This window comes from Pseudoalteromonas sp. NS-SX12 (assembly GCF_057367955.1).
Genome location: NZ_CM170634.1, coordinates 2,280,073 through 2,302,585, shown reverse-complemented (window position 1 = coordinate 2,302,585; position 22,513 = coordinate 2,280,073). Strand labels below are relative to the sequence as shown.

General features: G+C 39.9%; 24 protein-coding genes. 2 read left to right on the top strand and 22 right to left on the bottom strand.

Annotated features, from left to right (window positions below):
* Positions 1-52: 52 nt before the first annotated feature.
* The 8 genes from AC2IOM_RS10680 to AC2IOM_RS10645 form a co-directional block, all read right to left on the bottom strand.
* Positions 53-706 (bottom strand): GntR family transcriptional regulator, encoded by a 654-nt coding sequence (locus AC2IOM_RS10680; protein WP_486358335.1) that lies wholly within the window; start codon positions 704-706, stop codon positions 53-55.
* A gap of 340 nt (positions 707-1,046) precedes the next feature.
* Positions 1,047-2,435, bottom strand: a complete 1,389-nt coding sequence (locus AC2IOM_RS10675) for a serine hydrolase domain-containing protein (RefSeq protein WP_486358334.1) — start codon at positions 2,433-2,435, stop codon at positions 1,047-1,049.
* Positions 2,436-2,660: 225 nt separating this feature from the next.
* Positions 2,661-3,125: a hypothetical protein gene (locus tag AC2IOM_RS10670; RefSeq protein WP_010559975.1), complete on the bottom strand. Its 465-nt coding sequence runs from the start codon at positions 3,123-3,125 to the stop codon at positions 2,661-2,663.
* A gap of 202 nt (positions 3,126-3,327) precedes the next feature.
* Complete coding sequence (locus AC2IOM_RS10665) at positions 3,328-3,720, bottom strand: hypothetical protein (protein WP_486358333.1); 393 nt, start codon at positions 3,718-3,720, stop codon at positions 3,328-3,330.
* Positions 3,721-3,798: 78 nt separating this feature from the next.
* The gene (locus tag AC2IOM_RS10660) at positions 3,799-4,272 is read right to left on the bottom strand and encodes a PD-(D/E)XK nuclease domain-containing protein (protein WP_486358332.1); all 474 of its coding nucleotides are present in this window, start codon (positions 4,270-4,272) and stop codon (positions 3,799-3,801) included.
* A 27-nt stretch (positions 4,273-4,299) separates the two neighbouring features.
* Entirely contained in the window at positions 4,300-4,641 is a 342-nt protein-coding gene (locus AC2IOM_RS10655; protein ID WP_486358331.1) for a hypothetical protein, read from the bottom strand.
* A gap of 102 nt (positions 4,642-4,743) precedes the next feature.
* Positions 4,744-5,772, bottom strand: coding sequence for a YaaC family protein (locus AC2IOM_RS10650; RefSeq protein WP_486358330.1), 1,029 nt, complete (start codon positions 5,770-5,772; stop codon positions 4,744-4,746).
* A gap of 114 nt (positions 5,773-5,886) precedes the next feature.
* On the bottom strand, positions 5,887-6,597 hold the full coding sequence (locus tag AC2IOM_RS10645; RefSeq protein ID WP_486358329.1) for a hypothetical protein: 711 nt from the start codon (positions 6,595-6,597) through the stop codon (positions 5,887-5,889).
* A gap of 488 nt (positions 6,598-7,085) precedes the next feature.
* On the opposite strand from AC2IOM_RS10645, the gene AC2IOM_RS10640 reads away from it, so the two are divergent.
* A complete protein-coding gene (locus tag AC2IOM_RS10640) occupies positions 7,086-8,054 on the top strand; it encodes an integron integrase (protein ID WP_486358328.1) in 969 nt (322 codons plus the stop codon).
* Positions 8,055-8,277: 223 nt separating this feature from the next.
* On the opposite strand, the gene AC2IOM_RS10635 is transcribed toward AC2IOM_RS10640, so the two are convergent.
* The 3 genes from AC2IOM_RS10635 to AC2IOM_RS10625 all read right to left on the bottom strand — a co-directional run bounded on the left by AC2IOM_RS10635 (position 8,278) and on the right by AC2IOM_RS10625 (position 10,825).
* The gene (locus AC2IOM_RS10635) at positions 8,278-8,709 is read right to left on the bottom strand and encodes a hydrogenase (RefSeq protein ID WP_486358327.1); all 432 of its coding nucleotides are present in this window, start codon (positions 8,707-8,709) and stop codon (positions 8,278-8,280) included.
* 192 nt (positions 8,710-8,901) lie between these two features.
* Entirely contained in the window at positions 8,902-9,495 is a 594-nt protein-coding gene (locus AC2IOM_RS10630) for a Crp/Fnr family transcriptional regulator (RefSeq protein WP_486358326.1), read from the bottom strand.
* A 103-nt stretch (positions 9,496-9,598) separates the two neighbouring features.
* Positions 9,599-10,825: a nucleoside recognition domain-containing protein gene (locus tag AC2IOM_RS10625; protein WP_486358325.1), complete on the bottom strand. Its 1,227-nt coding sequence runs from the start codon at positions 10,823-10,825 to the stop codon at positions 9,599-9,601.
* A gap of 87 nt (positions 10,826-10,912) precedes the next feature.
* Here AC2IOM_RS10625 and rsmF point away from each other — a divergent pair, with 87 nt between their 5' ends.
* Entirely contained in the window at positions 10,913-12,355 is a 1,443-nt protein-coding gene (gene rsmF / locus AC2IOM_RS10620; RefSeq protein ID WP_486358324.1) for a 16S rRNA (cytosine(1407)-C(5))-methyltransferase RsmF, read from the top strand.
* A 318-nt stretch (positions 12,356-12,673) separates the two neighbouring features.
* On the opposite strand, the gene AC2IOM_RS10615 is transcribed toward rsmF, so the two are convergent.
* The 11 genes from AC2IOM_RS10615 to fabD form a co-directional block, all read right to left on the bottom strand.
* Positions 12,674-14,491: a metallophosphoesterase family protein gene (locus tag AC2IOM_RS10615; RefSeq protein ID WP_486359560.1), complete on the bottom strand. Its 1,818-nt coding sequence runs from the start codon at positions 14,489-14,491 to the stop codon at positions 12,674-12,676.
* A 43-nt stretch (positions 14,492-14,534) separates the two neighbouring features.
* Positions 14,535-15,308, bottom strand: a complete 774-nt coding sequence (locus AC2IOM_RS10610; RefSeq protein ID WP_486358323.1) for a TatD family hydrolase — start codon at positions 15,306-15,308, stop codon at positions 14,535-14,537.
* Positions 15,309-15,322: 14 nt separating this feature from the next.
* Complete coding sequence (locus AC2IOM_RS10605; RefSeq protein WP_010559963.1) at positions 15,323-15,649, bottom strand: PilZ domain-containing protein; 327 nt, start codon at positions 15,647-15,649, stop codon at positions 15,323-15,325.
* A gap of 13 nt (positions 15,650-15,662) precedes the next feature.
* On the bottom strand, positions 15,663-16,553 hold the full coding sequence (locus tag AC2IOM_RS10600; RefSeq protein WP_486358322.1) for a hypothetical protein: 891 nt from the start codon (positions 16,551-16,553) through the stop codon (positions 15,663-15,665).
* Positions 16,550-17,179: a dTMP kinase gene (gene tmk / locus AC2IOM_RS10595; RefSeq protein WP_486358321.1), complete on the bottom strand. Its 630-nt coding sequence runs from the start codon at positions 17,177-17,179 to the stop codon at positions 16,550-16,552. Before tmk ends, AC2IOM_RS10600 begins: the two co-directional genes overlap by 4 nt.
* A complete protein-coding gene (gene mltG / locus AC2IOM_RS10590) occupies positions 17,176-18,162 on the bottom strand; it encodes an endolytic transglycosylase MltG (protein ID WP_486358320.1) in 987 nt (328 codons plus the stop codon). Before mltG ends, tmk begins: the two co-directional genes overlap by 4 nt.
* Positions 18,159-18,950, bottom strand: coding sequence for an aminodeoxychorismate lyase (pabC, locus tag AC2IOM_RS10585; RefSeq protein ID WP_486358319.1), 792 nt, complete (start codon positions 18,948-18,950; stop codon positions 18,159-18,161). Before pabC ends, mltG begins: the two co-directional genes overlap by 4 nt.
* A gap of 60 nt (positions 18,951-19,010) precedes the next feature.
* Positions 19,011-20,249 (bottom strand): beta-ketoacyl-ACP synthase II, encoded by a 1,239-nt coding sequence (gene fabF / locus AC2IOM_RS10580; protein WP_054981060.1) that lies wholly within the window; start codon positions 20,247-20,249, stop codon positions 19,011-19,013.
* A 105-nt stretch (positions 20,250-20,354) separates the two neighbouring features.
* A complete protein-coding gene (gene acpP / locus AC2IOM_RS10575) occupies positions 20,355-20,591 on the bottom strand; it encodes an acyl carrier protein (RefSeq protein ID WP_010559957.1) in 237 nt (78 codons plus the stop codon).
* Between the two features lie 209 nt (positions 20,592-20,800).
* Positions 20,801-21,547 (bottom strand): 3-oxoacyl-ACP reductase FabG, encoded by a 747-nt coding sequence (fabG, locus tag AC2IOM_RS10570; protein WP_054981042.1) that lies wholly within the window; start codon positions 21,545-21,547, stop codon positions 20,801-20,803.
* A 15-nt stretch (positions 21,548-21,562) separates the two neighbouring features.
* Positions 21,563-22,495 (bottom strand): ACP S-malonyltransferase, encoded by a 933-nt coding sequence (gene fabD / locus AC2IOM_RS10565; RefSeq protein ID WP_336435103.1) that lies wholly within the window; start codon positions 22,493-22,495, stop codon positions 21,563-21,565.
* Positions 22,496-22,513 lie beyond the last annotated feature (18 nt).

Sequence of the window (22,513 nt, the reverse complement as noted above, 5' to 3'; positions counted from 1 at the left end):
ACGCTAGCGTTACACTAACTAAATTTGTTTACACTTTTATTGGCATCACACATTACTGAAACTTACGTTCAATATTGCTGCCTGACGCCGCGATATGTCTTTTCATTAATAATTCGGCTAGTTCGCCATCGCGCGCTGCAATGGCATTAATAATAGCCAAGTGCTCATCAAATGCTTTGCTAACACGTGGGCCATTCATGCCCATTTGCACTCGGTACATTCGCACTAATTGGTATAATTCGTTGCATAATAGATTAATTAAATGGCTGTTTTTACTGCCTTTAATAATGCGGTAGTGAAAATCTAAGTCACCTTCTTCTTGGTAGTAAGACTCCCCTTGGCGCACCCGTTGTGTCGACAAATGCTCATCAAGTAACGCTTTTACCTGATTGATTTCATCGTCTGTCATATTGCTTGCTGCTAAACGGCACGCTAAGCCCTCAAGGGCGCTACGTACTTGATAAATTTCATCTAACTTTTCAGGGGTAAGCGAAATTACACGGCAGCCCACATTGGCTTTGCGCTCGATTAAATGACAGCTTTCTAGCCGATTAAGCGCCTCACGCAAGGTTGCGCGACTAACTTGATGCTTTTTGGAGAGTTCTGGCTCAGAGATTTTTGAGCCTTGCGCTATTTCACCTTCCACAATGGCTTGGCGAATGTCGACAAAAACTTTATCTGACGCTGTTTTTACTTCATTTTCCAATTTAAAACCTAACTATTGTCGACAATAACTAGGGGTAATATAGGAGTGATTTACGAAGAGATCAACAGATTGTCGACAATTTTAGCAATGAATTTTATTAAATTAGACTAAAGCGGTATAAATTGTCGACAATAGAGAACAAAAAACACTTCTGTAAGCGTTCCGCTATTAACGTATAACGACCATTAACTAGACGTTGTGCAGTAAATCACTTCATTAAACCGCTTGATTCAAAAGCCCTTATAATTCACGTTCAACGCCGAAAAAATGTAGGCCATCGCTAAACACGCCACCTACACTTAAATTTGTTCACATACTGCCATTAAACTAATAAAGGCCTTTAAAGTGTTGCACCGCAAATAGCGTTTCGTTCTTCTAAGTTCTTAACTAATCTGTGATTACACGCCTTTGCAAAATGATGTTTCGCATCTTCAGATTGCTTAAATTGGTTACCGATCACAGCAAATAACTGTAACGATTTACTCGCTAGGTTTGACCAAAGTAATTCATAGGCAAACGATGTCATCATGCCTTCATCTAATGTGTATTTGTTGGCTTTAATATCGGTTAATACCTTTTCAAAGGTGCCAGTGGTAATCGCTTGTGTTAATGCAAGCGCAACATCATTTTCACGGTTAGGTGCCTTCTCGCCATAAAGCACCTTGGCAATATCCCCTACTAGTTGGCGTTTCAACTGATAACTCATACCATTATTGCTAAGTAGAATAACGCTGTGTTTATCATCTATAAGACGCAGCACCATGCTGCTGTAGCCTTTTATTTTGCCATCATACATATGGACATTCACATTACGTGACTCTGTAATTGGCAATTTGCCTACTCGCCAACTGTAAGGTAAATCAGGGTTAAACAATTGGCGCTTGCTTTGTTCATTAATGAGTTCTGTGCCATAAAGCGCTAAATCAAATCGATATAAATCATCGGCGCTACTATAAATGGCGGCACCTGCACCAAATAATTTGTAGTTGTTGTCTGATTCACGTTTATAGCCACCAGCATCTTGCCATTGGTGCGCTTTAATCACGCGATCACTTTGTGTATTACCAGGGGCAACACCAGAATGCGTCATATTAAGTGGTGCTAAAATGTTGGTTTTTAGACTCTGTGCAAATGATTGCCCTGTGACTTTTTCAATGATTTTACCTAACAGAAAATACGCAGGGTTTGAATAATTGTGCTCTTCACCAGGCTCAGCGCTTAACGGCATATTTGCTATAACATCAACAAATGCCTGCTCAGTGGTTACTTTGTGAAAGTCACGATTAAACCAGTTATTGAGCGTAAAGTGATTAGGTATACCCGATGTATGATTCAATAAATGATGTAATGTGATTTGTCGGCCAATATCATTATCAAATTCAGTAAAGTAGTCGGCTAATGTACTTTCAAGCTTTAGTTTACCTTGCTCTTTAAGTTTAAGCACTAACGTGGCTGTAATGGGTTTACTAAGCGATGCAATTTGAAACGAACTGTTTACGCTAAGTGGTGTACGATTGTCATAATTGGCAAAGCCATACGCCCGCTCAAATATTTTTTCGCCCGATTGAGAAACCAGTAACACACCTTCAAATGCACCATGTGAAAAGTAACTATTAACCACGCTTTCGATAGCGCTTTTTGTTGTTTGTGTTGTGGGCTGCTCTTTAGCACAAAGGCTAAAAGATAAAACAAGCCCAATGGTCGCAGACGCGATTTTTGCTGTGAACACAATTAAGTTCCCTGTTTTTGCATAGCGTTAGATGGTGTTTAGTATCTACTGCTTAATTACACTCAGCAAATCAAAATTGTTTAAAAATATTAATGGGTTATTAGTGCGTGTTACCCTTTAGGCTCAAAATTTGAAGGCAAAATTCGCTGGCTTTCTATCGCTAAGTAATAAGCTTATTGCAAAAAAATAGCCCAACTATTTAAATGTTTGGGCTATCACAAATTTCTACGTTTTGTTATTTGTTGTATCCCGCGTTAAATATAAAAACACACCTAAAGATGCTAGTAAAAACGCGGTGCTTATAATAATGGCTACGGGATAATACAAGTTACCTGCTAGTTCAAGTTGGCTGTATTTAATAACCATAATCAGCCCCTCTAACGAAAGCGCGATACTCACAGTACCAATAAAACGCGGAATTGTGCCACGCAAACTCTCAATGGCATTGTTACTTTCTTCGGCCACCGAGTATTCTTTATGGATCACTAAGGCTAGCTCAAACACTGCCAACGCAATAATGCCTGTATTAATGCCGTTTAAGAAGATTTGGGTAACGTCTTCACCTGCCAAAATGCCGCTTAATGTCGATTTTCCAAGTGAGTATAACAAGGCTAACGCCATGCCTAAAAATATAAACACAAAGATTTTAGCAATTACAAAACGGACTTTTTGAAACAGGTCATTACTCATAAACTCTCCAGCAACATTGATATAAATACCAATACATCTCAACATATCGCGTATTATTAAACAACAGGTTAGCTATGACGCTTTGTTATTAAAAGTAATCTATAGACGTAGTAAATGTGAGAGTTGAAGTTAAAAAAAGATGTGAAAATATTGTGGTTAATGAATTCAAGCGTGCGATAAGGATATCAATCTAATTGGCTTGTTATGTACACTTGTTGATTTCTGCTAACTCTAAATCAATATTGGCAATAATATAACCATACTCTTTTTTAGATAATTCTTTAGATTGAAACTGTTGCTTAGCTAAATCATGATTCCAAGCTTTACCACAAGGTGCCGCAGGAATAGCGGTATCAACCTTTAGAAGATAGATATCTTGTTCTTGAACAACGCCACCTTTTTTTACAATACTTTTGGCACAAAGGCTTAAAGCATACTCAACCGCAAATTTATCTACACTTGGCATTCCAATAAACTCAACATCACAACCAAGTTTTTTATTACCCTTAGTATCAACATAATAAAGTTGCCCTGACGTTGTACAGGCTGAGCACGTAAAGGCTACAAAAATTAAAAAGATATGTTTAATACTCACAGGGACTCCTTGTACCAACGCCCGCAGCACGGGCAAATTTGGAGCGCAGCGAGTAATTTTTCCGAGTGCAGCAACTTGTTATGCATTTCTCTTTTTTCTGCTGCCTTTTCCATAAACGAGTATCGGTTTCCAGTTTTCATCTGCATTTGTATGATTAAACTCCGACATAATTTGCTCGACAGTAAAAAATGCATCGGTCATGTAGATAACTGCGTAAAAGTACTTCCAGTCTTCGCTACCACTATATCCACGCATATCTTCGTAAAGACCTCCTACAGCCTTCTTTACTTCTTCTTCACTGTCAGCAAATTTATACTCTGCTGCTGTCTTAAGTGACTTTACTCCTAGATCGGGCTTATATGTCTTTGTTTCTTGAGAGATGGGGATTTCTCGAACCGTGTCAGGAAAAACGTGAATCAGAACGTCATATACACATTTTCTCACTTCTGCTTCGTTACTAGGTTCAACACCGCGATCTTTTACTATTTTTGGAGTGTTTATAAAAATACCTTCCAGCTTAGATCTTAGCGCCAACTCCTTTTCTCCAGTCACATCATGATCAATTAATGAAGAAATCGTTTAATGATATTTCCAGAATAATCCGAGCGGCTGACTATGAAATTCCCCAATATAGGGTAGCATATCAAGGTCGGTAAGTTTTCCCTGAAATTTTTGAAAATCACTGTTGTATTGTTCTAGTAATGATTTCATTTGAAGTGCCTCTAATAGAGCGCACATTGAAATATGCAGTCTTTCTATCTGAGACTCAAAAGATAAGTTCTCCATGTCATGTTCTTCATCATAGTAGTCTCTTTCACTAGTCAAATACCAACTAAGACTCTGAAGCTTATTAACACTTTTCCAACCATCTGATATCTGTTCCCCGATATCATCTAATAAGTTTTTTATAGCTAGTTCCATATGTATATCTCTATTTCAACTGCATGCATAACGCCTCAATAACCGGCGCAGCTTTGCTGCGTCCGGCGCCGTAGCCGCGAAGTTGATTGACTTGTTATGCGCTTAGAAACTGGCATAGGCTTTCAAAACGCTCTGTCCAAGTACGTTTGCGGTCGCCAAATATAAAAATTGCTTCGGTTGAGTGCCTAAAAATTCACTCATTAACCACTGCTCTTTATCAGAGAAGATCTTGTCGAACATATATGGATGGTAACGAGTGATAGACCCCAAATAAAACATCATCATGTAAATTATCGACTCTTGGCTATATCTATTATCCGGACAGGTTGATAGGTACATCGTATAGCCACTGTTTCCTATGAAATACCAGATTCCCTTGCTTTTTATCTGTGTTGATAAAGCCGCATAATCAGCCCTTTTTGGCTGATAGCTAGTCATTGTTATTGACTCCGTATATACGGAATTTCCATCTTCATCTGTAGATATATTATATCCTCTAGCAAGTAGCTCCGTTGATTGTGAAGAACTGCATTGGAGAATAGCTTTAAAAATAAGCGTCTTGCCATGCTTATAGAGAGTATATTTTTTTATTCGAACGAAGATTTCTGGCTGATTGTAGATCTCACTATATGCGCGGTGAACGCCGACACAATGGTTTAGGATGTTTTTAGTGTTAAGAGTCAAATCACCAGTGGTTATTCCTGGGTCAAAAAGTGAAACCAACTCATGTGCTACCTGCACTATTTGCTGCTTCTGCTTTTGCTTAACTATCTCGGAGTTTATGAACTTGTGTTTATGATCTTCTTTCATTCCATGCATATACATTTTCGAAGGCCCAAATGTGCCTCGAATGTTGATCATGATTTTAGAAAGGTTTAGAAACGAGTAGTAATAGAGTAACGGCTGACTTTTTGCTGGGCTTCCTTCCGCACTTTGATAGAAGTGTTTTGCTTGCTCAAGCAAAGATCTGAGAAATTCTTCTCCCTTTCTATCCGATGATGCTTTTTTGATGACATAGTCCCAAAAAGACCAGATATCAGAAATTACCAGCTTCTCATTTTTCCCCAAATTTACTACAGATGACTGTCTAGCAAACAAAGGAAATCCATATTTTTCTTCAACTTCTACCATGAATACGTCTCAATAAAACAACTGCTGTGCAACGCTTTCGGCGCATAACGCTGCCAGCAGGGGCCGAAAAACCAGAGCGAAGCGGCGGTTTTTTGATCCCTCTGGCTGGCTTTGTTAGCTAAACCGACCACCCGAACCGCCTGGGCCACTTCTTCCTCTTCGGCGAGTATTTTCTTGCGCTAATTTTTTCGCGTTTTCAGCAACCCATTTTTGCATCTTTTCTACGCTAGTAAATGGCACTCCTGCGGCTCTTCGGTTAAACGGGTTAGAAACTAACAGCTCTAGATATCCATTGGTATTGGTTTCATCGCCTAAATTCAGCAACCATTGCATATACTCATTAAAGACCCTGAAGCTCGCTCCTTCTTTCCCTGCGAGGAAGGAGTCTATGAAGTCATTTTCACTTTGGCGAGTGTTTATAGTTGGCGATTCAATATGGCTGAAGCTATTACCCCAAAACTTCCTATTACACACTTCGTTGTAGTAAATATTAGCTTCGATCGTTATTTCTTCTTTGTTTTCGCTCCATGCAGCAAAATGACATTTATTATGCAAGGGACGTATTTTAGTGTTCTCGTGCAAGGCCTTGCATAGTTGAAGCCTCTTTTCCTTCTTAACTTCTGACAGTAAGTCACCTTCTCTGTACTTGAATTCTACTATTGAAAATGAAGCGTGATTCGTGAATAGATAGTCAGCTCCGACCAATCTATCCTGCCCATCTAATGAGGCGGATGTGTATATATAACCTTTTTCACGAGCAGCTTCTTCAAAGTTGTCTTTGAATATATTTTCAACTGACTTCTCATGTTTAAATTTTGTACTCAATATTAAAGTTCCTTGAGATATAAGTTGATATGTAAACTAGCTAACGCCTCAGTTAAAAGGCAAAATTTGGTTGGCTATAATATGAAGCGGAGCGAAATCAGCCAACTGAATTTTGTCCGCTTGATATTGATCTGACATCTCAAACGACTCTTCGCATTTTAACAATGCATTTCTTCGACTCATCAAAGTGCCTGTGTGCATCTTTTCCAAGTCAGATTTTGATATTACTTCTAACTTTTTCGACACTCAATACCTCAGAAACACATAACAGTTTAATAAGAAGCAAGTTGCCTCTCTTTCTACCGCAACATCGCCTGTTTATCTTCAAGCCAATTTATAACATTTGTTATAAACATTTACTAGTCATTAACTTAGCTGAATAACTCTTCATAGTTAATTGGTAAAAAGGGGCAAATTGCCTGTTGATTTGATTAAGGAGGAAAACTGCAATGCTGTATATAATTACAGTAAAATAAAAGTCAGTTCTTATGAAAACACGTTCTCCATTTTTAAATTTAGTCATTGAGGAAATGCATTCTAAAAGATATGCAAAACAAACAATCGAATCATATATTCATTGGATAGCTGCCTATATTAATTTTCACAATAAACGTCATCCAGCTTCAATGGGAGATACCGAAGTTGAAACGTTTTTAAACTACTTAACAGTACAGCGAAATCTTGCAGCAAATACACAAGCACTTGCTCTAAATGCTATTGTCTTTATGTATCGGCACATTATTAAACAGTCGCTTTCGATAAAATTAAATTTTATTAAGAGTAATCGCCTACAAAAGCTTCCGACCATTTTAAGTCGTGAAGAAGTTCGCTTGTTACTTTCAAATTTAACTAAGCGGAATTATTTAGTTGCGAGTTTAATGTATGGCAGTGGCTTAAGAAGTAGAGAAGTGGTTAACTTGAGAATTCAGGACATTGATTTTGATTATCTCTGTGTGCGTATTTGGAACGGTAAAGGAAACAAGCACCGCATAGTCACTCTTGCTAGAGAGCTTATTCCTTTATTAAGGAATCAGATAATTCAAGTCAATGAGTATTTAAAACGCGATTTAAACAACAAACTATTTGCAGGGGTATGGATGCAAACTGCCCTTGCTAAAAAATACCCTACAGCCAATAAGTCACTCGCGTGGCAGTTTTTGTTTCCTTCTTATAAGTTAAGTGCTGACCCAGAAACAGGCGAAATAAGGCGTCATCATTTTGATGTAAGTTGTATTCGTAAAGCAATAAAACAAGCTGCTAAACAATCTGGCTTTATAAAGCTTGTAACACCACACACATTACGGCACTCCTTCGCGACTCACCTACTGCAAAGTGGTGCAGATATTCGTACTGTTCAAGCACAATTGGGGCACAGTGATGTGCGCACCACACAAATTTATACGCATGTTTTGCAACAAGGAGCGAACGGTGTGATTAGTCCCTTGTCGCATTTGTAAACATTTTGCTTTTTGGCAACTAACCAAAAAACCATTAGCACACGCCAATGGCTGTGAAAAAACAGCAAAATCTGCAGCTAAACCACAACCCAGTGCATGACGAGTATTCATAGTTTCTAACATCACTGCCTGGCGTCAGAATCCGCCATTCCTAAACATATTGTTATGCGTAATCTTTATAACAAGCTAAAAGGTTGATGGTTTTTACATGTATATATTTCAGTTAGTAAATTAGTGGCATTAATGCAAAAGCTAATATTGTAGAGGCGATTAATGATAGTAATGAGCCTGTACGTACCATAATCTTAACCACCAATTCAAAAGTAATGGTTGCTGAAAAGCCTACTCCAGCGATTGGAAGCGCTTTACTTGCACCTGTAACGGAGGCTATCGTTATTCCAAGCCAAATAAGTATAAACCCAAGGGCAGAACCATAAGCCACCACCACCTCTATAAATAACGGCAACTCTACCAGCGACCAAATCACGCCAAAGATTGCCAGAGCCATGCCGCACTGAACAGCTGTTAAATGACCTGAAAGCGCCATTCGGGAGTTTTTTGCTCTAGGTATTACCGCACCTTGTATTAAACCAATAAGAAAAAACACAATTCCAATAAATATTAGGTGCCCCCCGATTTTAGTAAGTTCAATCATAAAGACCTCCATGTATTAACAGCGCGAACTGCGTCGTCCGGGAGGCTTAAGAGAGAAAAAACAAGATCAAATTTGCGTAACAACAACTGCCAATTTTTTGTTTGTATATGGAGATTAAATTGTTTTTGTGTCTTCATTGCTTAAGTCCATTAATAAAAATGGAATGTTAAACAACAAAATACTGTAATTCATTCACCTAGATTCATTTTTTAACTTGCTTAATGTTTGGGGAGCAACGCCTAGATATGAGGCAATATGATAGGATTTAACTTGTTTTAATATTAACGGGTATTCGTCTAGTAAGCGAGTGTACCTTTCAGCAGCGGTTTCTGACATAAGTGATAGTACTCGCTTATATGTTGATGAATAATATGTGTTATGTAGCCAGATTCTCGCTAATGTCTCCCACTTTTTTTGTTGCGCAATAAACTTATCAAGGGTTTCAAGAGACGTTACATAAAAAACCGAATCTTCAAGAACCTCAAAGTTAAGCATTGAACCTGTTTTTTCATAAAAACTGACACTGTCATCCATAAAGTGATTTAAGCCATGTTTGCTCTTGCCTCGAAAATAGAGCTGCCACGTATGATCTTTGCCATTTACATCAGTAAGGTAAGACCTCGCTAACCCACTTTTTATAAACCAGATTTCACCGAAAACTTCACCTGCGCAATGTACCCTTGTGCCTTTTTTAACATGTTTTACATCAAACATTGCACACGCATGTGCCCACTCAGCATCATCGACAGGAATATAATGTTCAATCATTTTTCTAAAATATTTCATAGGGCTACAGTAATCGGTTTTATAATGCCAAGCCAAGTTATTTTACTAAATTTGTGTGTTATGGAACTTAACGAACAATTTCGACTTCCCTAACGATAGCTATCTAACCAAAAAACCAATAGCACACGCCAATGGCAGTTAGAATACCGGCAAAATCTGCAGCTAAGCCACAGCCCACTGCATGACGAGTATATTTAATGCCTACCGCGCCGAAATACACAGCTAAAACATAAAAAGTAGTTTCGGTTGAACCTTGAATGGTGGATGCTAAACGCCCTGCGAATGAGTCTGCACCATGAGTATTCATGGTTTCTAACATCATTGCCCGCGCGCCAGAGCCTGAAAGTGGCTTCATAAAAGCGGTGGGCATGGCATCTACAAATTGTGTATCACCGCCAAGCGTAATCACTACAGTACGTAGCCAATCCAATACATAATCAAGCGCCCCGCTCGCTCTAAACACGCCAATGGCACACAACATAGCCAATAAATATGGGATGAGAGAAATAGACAGCTCGAACCCTTGTTTAGCACCAGTAATAAAGCTGTCGTATACATCTATTTTTTTAATACTTGCCCAACATAAACACACAATAATAAACGCGAATATTAAAAAGTTACTGAAAATCGCGGAGTGCGTTTGCATCAGTTCTGTGGTGAGGTTCATAAAATACAAAATAAGTGCCATTACAACCGCTACTAACCCACCGAGGTATAGCAGCACAACAGTATTAAACAGTTTAATTCGTTGAATAGCACAGGTAACAAGCAAACCAACAAAGGTTGAAGCAAAGGTTGCTAATAGGATTGGAATAAATACATCTGTTGGGCTGGCAGCGCCTTGCTGCGCGCGATAAACAAATACCGCAATCGGAAATAGCGTCACTGAGCTGGTGTTTAATACTAAAAAGAGAATTTGCGCATTGGTTGCGGTATCGGGCGTTTTGTTAAGTGATTGCAAGTCATGCATGGCTTTAATGCCCATTGGCGTTGCTGCATTATCAAGACCAAGTAAATTAGCGCTTAAATTCATAGTAATTGAGCCAAACGCTGGGTGGCCTTTTGGCACGCCGGGCATTAAGCGGGTAAATAGTGGCGATAAGCCTTTGGCAAGCACATCTACCATGCCGCCGCGCTCGGCAATTTTCATTACCCCTAACCAAAAGCACAGCGCGCCAATTAAGCCTATAGCAATTTCAACGGATACTTTGGCCATACTAAATACAGCTTGTACCAACCTTTCAAATACTAAGCCGTCACCACCCATCCAAGTAGCTAATGCAGACACAAACGCGATAATGAAAAATGAGAGCCAAATTTTATTAAGCATAATCAGATTATTATTATTTTGAATGCTGCTTAGTGTGCCACATTTCCTGTATTATTGTCGCAATTACCCTTACATGGCAGATAAAAAGTGCATTCTAATATTTATATTCCACAAACGTTTATTGATGATGTTGAAAGCTATATTCCAAATCACCTCTCAATAGATGATTACCTCGCCTCATGTAAGAAGCCACTTAGAACGGCCGTTCGCGTAAATACCAAAAAAATGTCAGTTGACAGTTTTAAACAGTACGCGCAACAAAACGACTGGCAAATAACGCAAGTGCCATGGTGTGAAAATGGCTTTTGGCTAGAACGCCCTGAAAACCAACAATCACTTTCACTGGGTAATACCGATATTCACTTATCTGGTTGCATTTACGTGCAAGAAGCAAGCTCCATGATGCCTGTTACCGCCCTATTAGATGGTAACGACTTAAGTAATAGCTGTTGTGTACTTGATATGGCAGCAGCTCCCGGTAGTAAATCAACTCAAATTGCTGAGGCCCTTTCAAGCGAAGGTGTATTGGTTGCCAATGAGTATTCGAGTTCGCGTATTAAGTCGTTAAGTGCCAATATGCAGCGTTTAGGTATTAGCAACTGCGCCCTTTCGCATTTTGACGCCAGTATTTTTGGTCAATATATGGAACAGAGCTTTGACCATATTCTGCTTGATGCACCATGCTCAGGCGAAGGCACTATCCGTAAAGACGAGAATGCATTAAAAAATTGGTCTATTGAATCTAATATTGAAATTGCTGATGTACAAAAGCGCCTAATTGAAAGTGCATTTTATGCGTTAAAAACCGGTGGTACTTTGGTGTATTCCACCTGCACCTTAACGCCACTTGAAAACCAAGCGGTATGCCAATATTTACTCACCACATTTGCCGACCATATTGAGGTAGTGCCGCTAACTCACCTATTTGAAAGTGCGAAAGACTCGGCAACCGAAGAAGGTTATTTACATATTTGGCCGCAAATTTACGATACCGAAGGTTTTTTTGTTGCCAAGTTTGTTAAAAAGTCCCATGTACCTCAGCCTGAGCCTAAAGTTAAAAAAGGCGCTTTTCCATTTACTGCTGCCGATAAAAAAACAACCGAGCAATTTAACCAAATAATCAAAAAGCAATTTGGTATGAAACCGCTTGCAGGCGAGCTTTGGCAACGCGAGCAAGAGCTTTGGTTGTTCCCTAGCAATATAGACTCGGTAATAGACAAAATTAAATACAGTCGCATTGGAATTTTGCTTGGTAAGGTGCATAAAAATGGCATTCGATTACATCATGAATTTGCAACTTGCTTTGGCGCTAAAGGCCTTAAAAACACCCATAAACTGTCAGTTTCAGAGGCTTGTGACTACTTTCAAGGAAAAGATATTAAATTAGCACAAGTTACTAGCGCGAAAGACGAGGTATTACTTTTGTTAAACGATACTTGCGTTGGCTTAGGCAAATGGCAAAAGAACAAAATCAAAAATGGCTTACCACGTGAGTTAGTTCGGGATAGTCGGTTGATAACTTGGGAATAACTCAATGAAAACTTGTTAACAATTTCTTAAACAATTTATAACCAATTGTTTTTTATAAGTTTATTTTTTGAGCAAAAATTTCCTTTTTTTGATTAATTTAACTACAATTATTAATACTTTTTCACTTCTCCCTATGAAATGATCAAGTTTGTAAGTTAGCGCACGGCTCATTAAATGAGCCATTCCCCTAAGCCCAGGACAATGTGGATTGGTCCTGGGCGATTTTTATTGGGCGTTTGTAAAAGCGCAACAAACTTGGCTTAAGCCCCGTATTTTGCAACTTTTGAGCTGTATTGAAGGTTAAAATCGGGGCTTAATTTAACTTTTCTCTTTTAGATCAAATTCTGTAATGTTTCCATCACCATGTAATAGCTGGTAGTGGGTCAGCCGTTCGTTGTCTAAACACACTAAACTAATTGCCGAATCACTCACTAAATGCTTTGTTGATTGTTTATGGCGGTGTTTATGCACCTTCATTTGCCAACGTTTGGTAAAGAAATTAAGCGGGCTACTTGGATGGTACAAAATGCTATCTAAGGTGTTTAATTTGCTGAGCAAAGATTTGGGAAATTCATTTTTAATGCCGCTGGCAGTCAATTGCCAAATACGGTTATCACGATTTGAAAAACGGCTTTGCACCGAAAAACAAAACGAATAATGCACATCACCTGACAAAATAAGCGTTTCAATTGGCGTGTCTGCGCGTTTGAATATTTGCATTAATTTTCGCGCCGCCCCTTCATGGGCCATCCAGTTTTCCACATCAACTAATAATGGCTGACCACAAAAGTTAAAAATCGCTTGAATCGCTTCAATTGATTTAACACCAAACACCGGCGCTGGTGAGATTAAAATAACCTCCTCAAGTCCTGTCATATTATCGTCAAGCTCGACCAATTGTTCCCAATCTAATAAACCTGACGGTTCGTTAAAATCGGTTTCATTACGCCAGCGGTGTGTCCGGGTATCGAGCGCAATAATTTTAGGGTGAGTATCAAGGGTGTAATGCCATCTATCAAATGCCAATATTTGATTATCAAATTGCTTTAAATGACGATACTGGGTGGTTATTTGCTCATCTAATGCATTTAACAGCGCTTTGGTATATTCGCCGCCATCGTTACCCACACCTTGAAATACTAAGTAACTTATCAGGCCGTTAGCAATAATGCGTTTGCTTATCGGATTTGAATAAACTGCCTGCTCCCACCCCGCTGTTAAATTCCAATCATCGGTGACATCGTGATCGTCAAACATGGTGATATGAGAAATATTAGCAAATAGCTTTTCAACTTCCGGTAAACCATCAACAAAGTCGATTAAGTTTTGTTTTTCTTGTAAAAATGTACTGCTGTGTTTTTGATTATTCGATTCGAATGTTAAATCATCTAACCCAACCAACTGCCAACACGCTGCACTCGTTGTTAATAAATAAAGCGCAAAAAACTCTTCAAGATGTACCAAGTGGTTATGCGATTTTAAACTGGTAAAGTGCTCTAAATCTTGGCGCAGCCAATAGCCAAACTCGAGTTTAGAGCGCTCATGCCATTTCGTTATCGGTAAAACGGTATCACGCGTATAAAGCGTATGTTTAGCATCAGCCTGAAGTTCTTCAATCAGACTAGGCTCTTTTAACAGCTTTAGCTGGTGGATTAACTGTTCAATCGCTAATAACATAGGACCCGCAACATCATCGGCGTATATCTGATCGCCCGACATCACCAGTAAACTTGGTTCTGGCTCATTATTTTTGCGTTTACTTGCCAAGAAATGGCTTGCGGTTATAAGCGCATCTTTTGATTCATGATGTGGATTACGACACGAGCCATGCAAAATGCTACTAAGCTGTTTAGCAATAACAAAGCTGCACGATGATTGGCCATCAAGATAAAACGCCGACAAGTCAACGGGCGCATTGTTGTGCTCTAATTGATATGAAATTAGCGTATCAACTACAAACCCTGTAGTCGATGTGCTATTTAGAAAGTAAAAGTGGCAAAAACAGTGTTCGCCAAGTGCCAAAATTTGTTGAGTTTGTTCAAAGTCACCAAGCGCCTGTGCATTCACTTTAAACGGCGCTTGCTGGGAACTAACAATAAATAACGTGACCTGTCTCGGTTCTGCTCGCCGGATCATAGGTCCTGTTAACAGAATAGGCAGTGTCACGCAGTTATCCTGTTTACTTGGCTAGTTTAAAGAGGTCGTAAAAGTTATCTGTAGTTGCCTTTGCAAGCTCTTTAAACGATAACTTTTTAAGATCCGCAATAAAGTACGCAACATCTTCAACATATGCAGGTTGATTAGTTTTACCACGATGCGGTACTGGCGCTAAATAAGGCGAGTCCGTTTCAATTAACAGACGGTCAAGCGGAATTTTTTCTACTACTTCGCGAAGCGCTGCGGCATTTCTAAAGGTTACAATGCCCGAAATAGAAATATAAAAACCTAAATCTAGCGCTTGTTTTGCCATTTCCCAATCTTCAGTAAAGCAATGCAATACGCCACCACAGTTTTGTGCGTTGTGGGCGCGCATAATATCAAGGGTATCTTGCTTTGCATCGCGGGTATGAATGATTAACGGCTTGTTTAATTCATTGGCAACATCAATATGCCCTGCAAATGAATCTTGTTGTACTTGGTGAGTGTCTTTACTGTAGTAGTAATCAAGACCTGTTTCACCAATCGCCACTACTTTATCGTGCGTTGCAAGCTCAACTAAACGTGCTTTATCAAGTACATCGTTTTGGTCTAGCGGGTGCACACCACAACTAACTGATACATCGGGATACGCTTTAACCTTTTCCAACATACTTGGAAATTGATCTAAGGTTACCGAGACACATAAAAAGTGCTCTACGCTTTTAGCGCGGGCGTTTTCTAATACTTGGTCAAGAGAAAGACCAAGCTCATCAAAATTAAGTCTGTCTAAATGACAGTGAGAATCTACAATCACAAAAAATCCATAAACTACATGGTATAAGTGGGATCGCTAGAGTTTAACATACCGCCTAGCATTTTTTCGATTTTATCGCGCACTTGGCTCTTATCGTCAATAAAGCTCACACCAACACCCGGTGGGTTTGAGTTTTGGCTACCTTGTGGTGTGATCCACACTACTTCACCGGTAATAACATCTTCTTCAAGTGCATCTGGCAAGCTAATGCGCAATGCTAATGGTTGAGACATTTCAAATTGCATATTGGTGCGTACAAATAAGCCACCTGTTTTTAAATAAGGCATGTAGCTCTTGTACAATTCACGTGTATCTTCAAAATCGACTAGTAATTCTTGCAAAATAATGTCCTATTTATAAATAACTTAATTGTTTTAACAGTTGGTTTAACTGCAACGATAAATTAAGTCCTTTAACTTCTTTAAACTTATGCGCAAAACTGAGCAATGCTTGATTTTTTTCTTGATAGCGTTTTACATCAAGCGTATTACTGAGTAGCTCAGTTTGCAATTTTTGTGCGCAAAATTGCGCAAATATATCTATATAATCAGTGTTTTGGTTAAAAAGTTCAAGCAATTGCTTATGACATGATTGTAGCGTTTGCTGCTGAGATAACTGATACAAAGATTCAACAGCACTTAGTTGCCCGTCTTCTTGCCATTGCTTTAAACATAACGGCCTATGTAAAAACGCATTAACCCAAGGTTGTGTGGCATCAATGCCTAAATCACTAATAAACTGTTTTGCGTGATTGGCGTCTACCGTTAACGTAATTTTGAAGCACCGGCTTAAAATTGTTGCTGGTAGTGGCGTATTGGGATCACTTAACAGTACCAAGTAGCGATTAGCGTTGGGCTCTTCTAAAGTTTTTAACAGTGCATTACTTGCTGATAAGGTTAAAGCATGGGCATCTTTTACGATAACCACTTTATTACCTTGGAAGCTTGCTGTACTGACAAAAAAGTCGCTGATCGCACGCACTTGTTCAACGCTAATGCTATCTTTTTCAGCACTGACCAACATAAAATCTGGGTTTGTTTGGCTTTTATTTAAGGTACATGCTTTACAAACTCCACATGCCTGAGTGCCGTTAGACATACACAATAAATCTAACGTCAGCTGATATGCTAAATCGAAACTACCAACGCCCTCTTTTCCAAGTAGCAATAGGCCGTGGTGCAGCTGCCCCGTAGCGCCTAATTGCTGAAGCTGTTGGTAATTATGTTGAAGCCAGCTTGGGATCACGCATTCGCTCCGTCAATAAACTGCTTAAGTGCTTTTTCAATGTGCTTGTGAACAGTTTCCATTGGTAAGCTGGCATCAATGGTAACAATTGAACTATCGTTTTTTGCGGCGTTTAAATACACTTCGCGAGTACGTTCAAAAAAGCTTAATTGTTCAAGTTCAATACGGTCTAACTCACCACGATTCGCAGCGCGCGCTAATCCAATCTTTGGGTCGATATCAAGGTATAAGGTTAAATCTGGCTTAAGCTCGCCCAAAACAATATCAGCTAAGGCTTCAAGTTTGTGTTTATCGATTTCACGGCCACCACCTTGGTATGCTTGCGATGATAAATCATGTCTGTCGCCTAATACCCAGTCGCCGCGATTAAGCGCAGGATTGATAACATTTTCAACCAATTGCGAGCGTGCTGCGTACATTAACAGTAATTCAGTTGCATCACTTACTTTTTCGTCGTGCGTTGCTTTCACTAAACTGCGCAGCGATTCAGCAAGCGGTGTCCCACCGGGCTCTCGGGTATTAACAAATTTAACCTGCGCGTCATTTAATACGCGCTGACACACTGCAATTGCAGACGATTTACCAGCCCCTTCTAGGCCTTCAATAACAACAAATTTACCGTTCATTTTTTTAAAATATATTTCCTAACTGCTGCATTATGCTCAGCTAATGTTTTAGAGAAATGGTGTTTACCATCTCCTGATGCAACAAAATAATAAAAATCAGAGTATCGTGGATTTAAAGTCGCGTAAATAGCCTGCTCTGATGGCATGGCAATGGGTGTTGGCGGCAATCCATTTATACGATACGTATTATAATCGGTGTAGCGTTTTAAATGCTCTTTTTTGATATCACCTTGATATTCATCTCCTAACCCGTAAATCACGGTCGGATCGGTTTGTAAGCGCATGCCTTTATGAAGACGATTTACAAATACCGAGGCAATTAAATCACGCTCTGCATTGTGGCCTGATTCTTTCTCAATGATCGATGCCAGAATAAGTGCATCGTATTTTGATTTAAGTGGTACTGAGGTATCACGAGTTTGCCATGCGATATCTAAGGTATTAGCCATTTTTTCATAGGCGCGGTTTAAAATATCTAACTGGCTATCGCCAGCAGAATAATGATATGTATCTGGGTAGAACCACCCTTCAGGATTAGTTTGATTAATGCCCCACATGCTTAGTGTAGTTCGCAACGATTGCTCTGACACCAGTTCTAAATACGGTGCGTCTTTAAAACTGGCTAACACCTGTTTAAAGGTTGAGCCTTCAACAATGGTAAACGCAAATTGATGATCGCGCCCTTTATTCATCTTTGAAATTAATGATAGAAAAGGCTGCGAATCAATTAAGTACATGCCTTGTTTTAATTCCACTAACTGAGGGTTTATTTTGGCGTATACCTTGAGCCAAAAGCAGTCGTTTATCCAACCATTTGCTTTAAATGTGCGGCACATTGCGTTAACGCCCGTACCTGCCTTTACTTGATAAAGTGTTGATTCAGAAATGCTAATTTGTGTCGCTTGTAACTGCTTAAGCTGAATACCCACAAAGGCAACCGCTGCAATTAAGGTCGTAAATAAAAACGCAAACGCTCGTATCATAATGCTTGCTCGTTTAAAAATTGAAGTGCGTTTTCAAGGCTGTAGTAATGTGTGTCAAGGCGTGTAATTGGTACGATCCCCATTAAGCTATTACAACAAAATAAATTATCTGCGCTGTAGCAGTCGCTTAAAGACACAGTATCAAATTTAATATCGATATGCTTCGCTAAATGCGCTAAATAAACACCAAACACACCCGATTTGTCGAGTTTTGGGGTAATTAACTGGCCATTTTTTAAGAGCAAAATATTAGCAACTGTAGTTTCAATGACTTCATGATTACAGTTAAGTAAAAGCCCTTCGCTAACACCTTTTTGTTGTAATTCTTGCTTTGCTAACACCTGCTCCAAACGGTTAAGGGTTTTTAATCCTGCGAGTAAGGGGTTAATTGCCAATTGCGTTGATAAGGTATCGAGGGCGATGCCCTGTTGTTTGAGCGTTAAATAATTCTCTGGAAAATCAGCAGTGTAAATATAAACCTGCGGCGCTTGCACGGTAGGTAGTTGATAGCCCCGACCACCTTGACCACGACTGACAATGACTTTGATAACGGCCAGAGAATGGCCGCTTGCAAGCGCATTTATTTGGTTTTCAATAGCTGATAAATCAACATTATCAAAATACAAACGCGCCACACAGCGCGCTAGCCGTGCTAAATGCAGTTCTAACAAACATGGTTTGCCATTTTCTACTTTAATGGTAGTGAAAAAGCCATCGCCATATTGCAATGCTCGGTCGTTAGAGGCGACAGTTTGAGTTTGGCTATTTTTTATTATTGTTATATCCATACACACAAAAAAGCCTAGGAAATCCTAGGCTTTTATTCGCAATTCGATTTCTGCTAACGATTATATCTTCTTAAATAATAAAGAGCCATTAGTTCCACCGAAGCCAAATGAATTACACAGCGCGTAATCCAATTTCGCATCGCGCGCAGTGTGCGCAACGTAATCTAAATCACAACCTTCACTTGGGTTATCAAGGTTGATTGTTGGTGTTACTTTTTGATCACGCAGCGATAAGATCGTTACGATTGATTCAACAGAACCTGCAGCACCAAGTAGGTGACCCATCATTGATTTAGTTGAGCTAACTAGCACATCACTTGCTGCGGCGCCATAAATAGACTTAACCGCGTTGGTTTCAGCAATATCACCTGCCGGCGTTGATGTTCCGTGTGCGTTGATGTAACCCACTTGCTCAGCATTGAGGCCTGCGTCATTTAGTGCGTTTTTCATCGCTAACGCCGCGCCTGCGCCGTCTTCTGGTGGAGACGTCATGTGATACGCATCGCCACTCATACCAAAGCCTACAAGCTCAGCATAAATTTTTGCGCCACGCGCTTTTGCGTGTTCGTATTCTTCTAGTACGATTACACCTGCACCGTCTGCAAGTACGAAACCGTCACGGTCTTTATCCCACGGACGCGATGCCGCTTGTGGATCATCGTTGCGTGTTGAAAGCGCGCGTGCTGAGCTAAAACCGCCCATACCGATTGGTGTTGATGCTTTTTCTGCACCACCTGCAACCATTGCATCTGCATCACCGTAGGCGATCATACGTGCTGCATGACCAATATTGTGAAGACCTGTCGTACATGCCGTAACAATCGAAATATTTGGACCTTTTAGGCCGTGCATAATCGATAAATGACCTGAAATCATATTGATAATGGTTGAAGGCACGTAAAACGGTGATAATTTGCGAGGGCCACTGTTAAGTAATTTAACATGGTTTTCTTCGATAAGTGTTAGACCACCAATACCTGAACCCACAGCGACACCAATGCGCTCAGCATTTTCTTCAGTTACTTCTAAACCTGAATCCTTAAATGCTTGTACACCAGCAGCAATACCGTATTGAATGAATAAATCCATTTTTTTGGTATCTTTTTTCGCCATATAAAGTGTTGGGTCAAAATCTTTTACAAGACCCGCGAATTTAGTACCAAAATCAGACGTATCAAAATGGTCGATTAAACCAATGCCACTTTGACCCGCTAATAAACCTTGCCATGTTGAATCAACATCATTACCTAGTGGGGTTAACATACCTAGGCCAGTAACCACTACTCGACGTTTAGCCACAGTCATCTCCAAAATATATTAGGTGCAGATAATACAAAAGCCCTAATGAGGGCTTTTGAAAAACTAAAGGCAGCTGGAATGCTGCCTTTAATGTCTATGCTTTAATTACTCAGCGTGAGCAGTAACGTAATCGATAGCTGCTTGAACTGTAGTGATCTTCTCAGCTTCTTCGTCTGGGATCTCAGTGTCAAACTCTTCTTCTAGAGCCATTACTAGTTCTACAGTGTCTAGTGAATCAGCGCCTAAATCATCAACAAATGATGCTTCTGCTTTTACTTCTTCTTCTTGAACACCTAGTTGCTCTACGATGATTTTTTGAACACGTTCTTGGATGTTGCTCATTCTTGTTTCCTTAATTAAAAAACGCTTTTGCGTTATTTTTCAGATTGCGGCGTAGTTTACGCTGCAAAATTTTATGATTCAAGATTCATTTCGATTTTTATTATCTGGTCGAACCTCATAAATCTAAAACTAACCTTTTATCGCCTACTTTCACCGCAATTTCAACCCTAAATTTCACTATTTCGCCGAAATTACGATTGCGTGACGACTTAGATCATGTACATACCGCCGTTTACATGTAATGTTTCGCCGGTTACGTACGCAGCCGCGTCAGATGCTAAATAAGCCACTGCTGCTGCAATTTCGTTCGGTTGACCTAAACGGTTCGCAGGCACGTTAGCAAGCGTTGCTGCTTTTTGGTCATCTGTTAGCTCGTCAGTCATATCTGTTTGGATAAAACCAGGCGCTACTACGTTAACCGTAATGCCACGAGAAGCCACTTCACGCGCCATAGATTTCGAAAAACCAATTACGCCCGCTTTTGCTGCTGCATAGTTAGCTTGACCTGCATTACCCATAGTGCCAACCACTGAACCAATATTGATAATACGGCCATTTTTCTTTTTCATCATTGGACGTAATACCGCTTTTGATAAACGGAAGATTGATGATAAGTTAGTGTCGATAATGTCATCCCACTCGCTGTCTTTCATGCGCATAAGTAGGTTGTCACGAGTAATACCCGCATTATTTACTAATACATCAATATCGCCTAAGTCAGCTTTTACAGCCGCTAATGTCGCTTCAATTGACTCAGCGTCTGTTACGTTAAGTGCATAACCTTTGCCGTTTTCACCTAAGTAATCACTGATTTTACCTGCACCACCTTCGCTTGTTGCAGTGCCTGCAACTTTAGCACCTAGCGATACCAATGTTTCAGCAATTGATTTACCAATACCACGGCTTGCACCAGTTACTAGTACTACTTTGCCTTCTAAAGAGAATAAGTTACTCATAAAATTTTCCGTAAATTATGCGTCTAAAACGCTAGAAAGAGTGTTTAAATCGTTAACTGCAGCGCAACTTACCGATTTATCAATACGTTTTGCAAGACCCGTTAATACTTTACCTGGACCAAACTCATAAGTCGTTGTTAAGCCATCTTGCGCTAATTTTTGTACTGTTTCAGTCCAACGAACTGGGCTGTAAAGTTGACGTACTAATGCATCTTTAATTGCTTCGCTTGCAGTTTCAGTAGCCACGTCAACATTATTAATTACTGAGATTTCAGGTGTATTAAATGTAATCGCTTCTAAATCAGCCGCTAACTTATCAGCTGCTGGCTTCATTAATGCACAGTGTGACGGTACGCTAACAGCTAGCGGCAATGCACGTTTTGCACCTGCTTCTTTACACAGTTCCCCTGCACGCTCTACTGCTGCTTTTTGACCCGCAATAACAACTTGACCAGGTGAGTTAAAGTTTACTGGCGATACTACTTCGCCTTGCGCTGCATCTTCACATGCTTTTGCAATTGCATCATCGGCTAGTCCAATAATTGCGTACATTGCGCCAGTACCCGCTGGTACTGCTTCTTGCATATAAAGGCCACGTTTTTCAACAAGCTTTACTGCTTCTGAAAGTGAAATAACGCCAGCACACACTAAGGCTGAGTATTCACCTAAGCTGTGACCCGCCATTGCACTTGGCTTTTCGCCACCTGCTTCAATAAAGTGACGATAAATAGCCACACTTGACGTTAATAACGCAGGTTGAGTACGGTGCGTTTCATTTAATGATTCTGCTGGACCATCAAGCACGAGTGCTGCTAAATCGTAACCAAGTGCGTCACTTGCCTCGGCAAAGGTTGCTTTAACAACATCTGATTCTGCAAGTAGTTCAGCCAGCATGCCCACAGTTTGTGAACCTTGGCCTGGAAATAAAATCGCTGTGTTATTTGACATAGTTTCTTCTTCTATAAC